Source organism: Pseudomonas sp. R62, assembly GCF_000257605.1.
GTDB classification, from domain to species: domain Bacteria; phylum Pseudomonadota; class Gammaproteobacteria; order Pseudomonadales; family Pseudomonadaceae; genus Aquipseudomonas; species Aquipseudomonas atacamensis.
This window is the reverse complement of the sequence record NZ_JH635999.1, coordinates 167,766-172,014: the sequence shown is the minus strand read 5'-3', so window position 1 is coordinate 172,014 and position 4,249 is coordinate 167,766. Positions and strand designations below refer to the sequence as shown.

8 protein-coding genes are annotated in these 4,249 nt (G+C 45.0%); 7 read left to right on the top strand and 1 reads right to left on the bottom strand.

Translation table 11 applies throughout. The annotated features are described in order from the left end of the window. From OQK_RS19220 to OQK_RS19200, 6 genes are all read left to right on the top strand, one after another. Positions 1-694: RHS repeat-associated core domain-containing protein (locus OQK_RS19220; RefSeq protein WP_038861404.1), on the top strand; the 694-nt coding region annotated here is incomplete at its 5' end. After that, on the top strand, positions 691-1,077 hold the full coding sequence (locus OQK_RS19215; RefSeq protein ID WP_016773809.1) for a hypothetical protein: 387 nt from the start codon (positions 691-693) through the stop codon (positions 1,075-1,077). The genes OQK_RS19220 and OQK_RS19215, both read left to right, overlap by 4 nt. 137 nt (positions 1,078-1,214) lie before the next feature. After that, positions 1,215-1,610, top strand: a complete 396-nt coding sequence (locus tag OQK_RS32095; RefSeq protein ID WP_081489871.1) for an Imm50 family immunity protein — start codon at positions 1,215-1,217, stop codon at positions 1,608-1,610. Between the two features lie 169 nt (positions 1,611-1,779). After that, a complete protein-coding gene (locus OQK_RS19210; RefSeq protein WP_016773808.1) occupies positions 1,780-2,100 on the top strand; it encodes a DUF6896 domain-containing protein in 321 nt (106 codons plus the stop codon). 288 nt (positions 2,101-2,388) lie between these two features. Then, a complete protein-coding gene (locus OQK_RS19205) occupies positions 2,389-2,811 on the top strand; it encodes a DUF6896 domain-containing protein (RefSeq protein WP_016773807.1) in 423 nt (140 codons plus the stop codon). A gap of 103 nt (positions 2,812-2,914) precedes the next feature. After that, positions 2,915-3,289 carry a hypothetical protein gene (locus OQK_RS19200; protein WP_016773806.1) on the top strand — a complete coding sequence of 125 codons (375 nt, stop codon included), beginning with the start codon at positions 2,915-2,917 and terminating at the stop codon, positions 3,287-3,289. A 68-nt stretch (positions 3,290-3,357) separates the two neighbouring features. Here the strand turns inward: OQK_RS19200 and OQK_RS30800 are convergent, their stop codons facing one another. Next, the gene (locus OQK_RS30800; protein ID WP_016773805.1) at positions 3,358-3,525 is read right to left on the bottom strand and encodes a hypothetical protein; all 168 of its coding nucleotides are present in this window, start codon (positions 3,523-3,525) and stop codon (positions 3,358-3,360) included. 177 nt (positions 3,526-3,702) lie between these two features. Between OQK_RS30800 and OQK_RS19195 the strand changes: the two genes are divergently transcribed. Continuing rightward, on the top strand, positions 3,703-4,249 hold a 547-nt coding region (locus tag OQK_RS19195), incomplete at its 3' end, for a transposase (RefSeq protein ID WP_016773804.1).

The window sequence follows — 4,249 nt, the reverse complement described above, 5'->3', positions numbered from 1 at the left end:
CCTCGACCAACCGCTGCGGTTTCAGGGGCAGTATTTCGATGTTGAAAGCGGATTGCATTACAACCGGCATCGGTATTACGACCCGAGATTGGGGCGGTATCTGACACCGGATCCGGTGAAGCTCGCGGGTGGGTTGAATCAGTACCAATACGTGCCGAATCCGACGGGGTGGGTGGATCCGTTGGGGTTGACGTCCAATTGCCCACCGCCGAATAAGCCTGGGTGTGAGGTGCCGGGGGCAAGTGACGGGGTTAAGGTTGATGATGGGGAGCCTGATGCACCAGCGCCTAAGAAAAAACAGGAATATCTGTACCGAGGAGACTCAAGAGACCCGTCCGATGTTTTTGTGAACGGATTCAAAAGCAAGGGAGACAGCGAGGACTTATTCCTCCACTCCATTGATAGCGATTTTCCTCCAAGCGGCTTCATCAGCACCTCCCCCTCTAGAGATGTGGGAAAAGAGTTTGCTACCAGCTTTTTTACAAAAACCGGGTTTCTTTATACTTTGAAGAGAGTCGAGGGCTATGATTTGAAGCAAGAATTAGGAAACCGATACAAATTTTCCCGAGAACAGGAATTCGCCGTTCCAAAAGTCATCAAAAATGAAGATATTCTAGGCGCCACGATAATTATTGATGATGGGCGTGACTTTGGTTACTCCATCCCGAATCCATATAGGAAAATTGACAAATGATTTCGGAGTTCAAAATTATCGTAGAAAAAGAATACGCAATCAAAGATGTAGTTCTGATTTGCGACAGCGAGGAAATAAGCATAACCCTAAGCCTGGACGAACTATCGCCAAAAACATACACCGGCAAAAATTTTTATCACTGTTTCGGCTTAATCCGCAAGGACAACCCCCTAGTAACTTTCTTTTGCAAAGGCTCAAAGTTAAATGTTCACCCCTCGAGCTTATCATCACAAATGTCTCTTGGTTTAAAAGCTTATGAATTGACAAATGGAGCAGAACCATCACTGAAAGATGTGGTGTCGATATTTGACTACGAAAATGAAAACCTAACAAACTCACCAGAACTACAAAGAGAATTTTTCTTACAGTGGATGGGGACTTAGGGGCAGAAAGATATATTTTTTTGACGGCAGAAATGATAAATGGCGCCCAAGAGAATTTTAAGAAAGACGCAAGCCGAGCCTTAACCAACACTACGTAAAGACGCTTTCTAGGTAGATCGACAGACTAAAAGAAAAACATGAATTACTGGAATGAGATACATGGCAGTAAACTCTTCAACATGGTCTTCAGCCGAAATGTACCTATCGGAGAGATTAAGCTCTTCACTCTAAACATAGACAATAATCTTTCAACACTGACTCTGGCATTTGACATCAGAGAAATTCCAGACACGCCTCTGAAGAAGTGGGAATCCATAGGATACAATGCTTGTCGCATAGGGATAACGTGCAGTGAAGTTACAAGCTTGACGACATCCAATCTCCCCACACGGAAAATACTTCAATTATCCATTAAAAATTTTGAGAGCGGGCACTTGTTTTGCATTGCATCAGAGACTTCCGAGATAAAATTCATTACGTCATCGTTGAGATTAAGAGAACCTAGCGTCTATTTAACAGAGTCACCTGTCTAAAATCACGCACTTAACACTCCACGCGCAGCGCCTGCAAGACCAAAAGCAATATCACCAACGCTAAAGCTATTACCGCCCCAAAGAGCATACCGCAATTTTTAAACAATAAAAAATGCAATCCAGCCAGCCAATTCATCGGACTAGATATTTTGCAAATTAGGAGAAAAGGATGAGTGATCAAACCTTGGATGCCCTGATAAATGACTTTATTGCTATGGTAGAGACAAGCACGCTGATATTTGAAGAAAAATTTGGTACTCGAGACATTCGAAGGCTTTGGCATACCAAGGCGATAAAGCGTCGCGGGAGAGTCACTCGAGGAGTTAAATATGAATTGCACGGCATTGGCTGCCGCATTAATTTATCGACAGGAACTGTAGATTTTGACTATGGGCCTATGGTGAAATCAATGGGTTTGACATTTGCCGCTTATACTTCTTTGCTTGCGAAAGACCATCTAAATATAGAAAATACTGCGACAAAAAAATAATCGAAAAAGAATTCGCCGAATACATAGACCTAAAAAAATCAAGAAAATCTCTTTAATTAGCAACTTATATATATGGACCAACTAAAAAGAAACCGAAAAGACCAAAACGCATAAAAAATCACCCTGACTTCCGCATCTACTTGTGAGACAAACACCAAAATTCACAATGTAAAAATCATTAGAAATATTGGAAAAACCATTTTCGAGACAAGAGCGAATGAAACATGTCATCCTAAAAAGACTCGATACCGATCGACTGGATAATAATAGAAAAACATGAGCAACAACATGATACGTCTCGAAGACTTGATCAAAGGCTTCCTCAGCAAAGTTGAAGAAGGAACAACGCTATTACAAGAAAAATTTGGTACTCGAAACATCCTAAGACTTTGGAGGAGCGGCAAAATAGAACGTTGCGGAGAAATCATCGATGGTGTTGAATATGAACTACACGGCATAGGCTGTGCTATTCATTTTCCCACTGACTCAGTGGACTTCGATTACGGTTCGAATAACAGGATCGATGGCTTTGATGAGTGGCGCCTTTACATATACGCCATCGACAGGCCTTTAAGATATAAAAAATACACTAACATGAAATTTCTTGAGCGTGAATTCAAGACCTATATAGATGCAGGCAGAATCAAAAAAATGTCGCCCTCCGATGACCTCTATGTATTAATCGACCTGCATGAAAACTCTGAAAACTAGACTTAGGCACCTACTGACTCAGGCCTTTATGCCAAAGTTCACCTCTTAAAAACCTCACAGTTCATCTCAATCCTCTGAAAGAAAAGAACAGCATGGCTCGCAAATGACTAAGAAATATCCCGCGCATATTGTGAAGATCGACCCAATCATTGAGGAAATGCTACTGCTCAGCATCAACGGTGTGACTGTTAGATGTTTCGCAGGCCACTGCCCGTCAGTCATCGAAGTAGGTGAGACCTACTCAGCCGAGTTCGAAATGGTGCTGCCGGACGAAATTGACATCGCAAAATGTGAAAACAGCGAAACATATGTCGAGATGCTTGACGACGGTTTCTCATGCGAGATCCAGGGGCGCTTAGAAGGCGATACGCTCAAGTCGTTCGTCGAATTTGCGGATCAAGATATCCACTTCGATTTTCCGCACCTCAATGGTCAGTTTGTAAAAATCAGAGCACAAAGAATCGACGTCTCATTCTGAGGACCAGATTTTCTGTAGGGCCTGCTGAGTCAGGCCCTTAAACCATCATTCAAAACCTCAACCCCACCTCACTGCTCATCCCCATCCTCCTCATACTCCATATCCGCCTCATCCGCATCATTCAACGGCACCGTCGCATCATCCATCAGCGAGCCGGGATCTTCATTCCCCGGATCATTGATAAATGGCAATCCACTCGGACCCTTCTCTTCTTTGCCTTCGGTTTCAGGAGTCATGGCGCACCTCTTGCTCGTGTGGGATATATGACGTTCGAAAAGCCCTATCGCCAATCGTTCCTCCGCCTGACGGCCAGACACGAAAAACCCGGCGCCACAGACTGTGTGAAAACCTAGCAATCTGCGCAGCGCTCAAAGAAAATGCTCCGTATCGAAAGATACGGAACATTTTTCGTTATGGCCTACATCCAGGGACAGTCCCGCAGCCAGACCAGCCTGTTTCCGGTCTCGCTGGAAGAGTTGATCCCCGAGGATCACCTCGTTCGCGTTATCGATCTTTACGTCGCCAAGCTGGATCTGGTTCGACTGGGCTTTGATAAAGCACTTCCCAAAAGTACCGGCCGTCCCTCTTACGATCCAGCGGATCAGCTCAAACTCTACCTCTACGGCTATTTCCAGCGGATTCGCTCATCACGACGGCTCGAAGCCGAGTGCCAGCGCAACGTCGAAGTGATGTGGCTGATCAATCGACTCAAGCCTGATTTCAAGACCATCGCCGATTTCCTTAGAGACAACAAAGTCGCTTTTATCGCGACGTGCCGGGCCTTCGTGCAGTTTTGCCGCACAGCGGGGCTGATAACCGACGAGTTGATGGCCATTGATGGCAGCAAATTTCAGGCGGTCGCCTCTTCACGGCGTCATATGAATTTGAAGCGGCTCCAACATCAAGAACAGAAGCTGGAGAAGCGCATCGCCCACTATTTGGCAGAGCTGGACGAGGCGG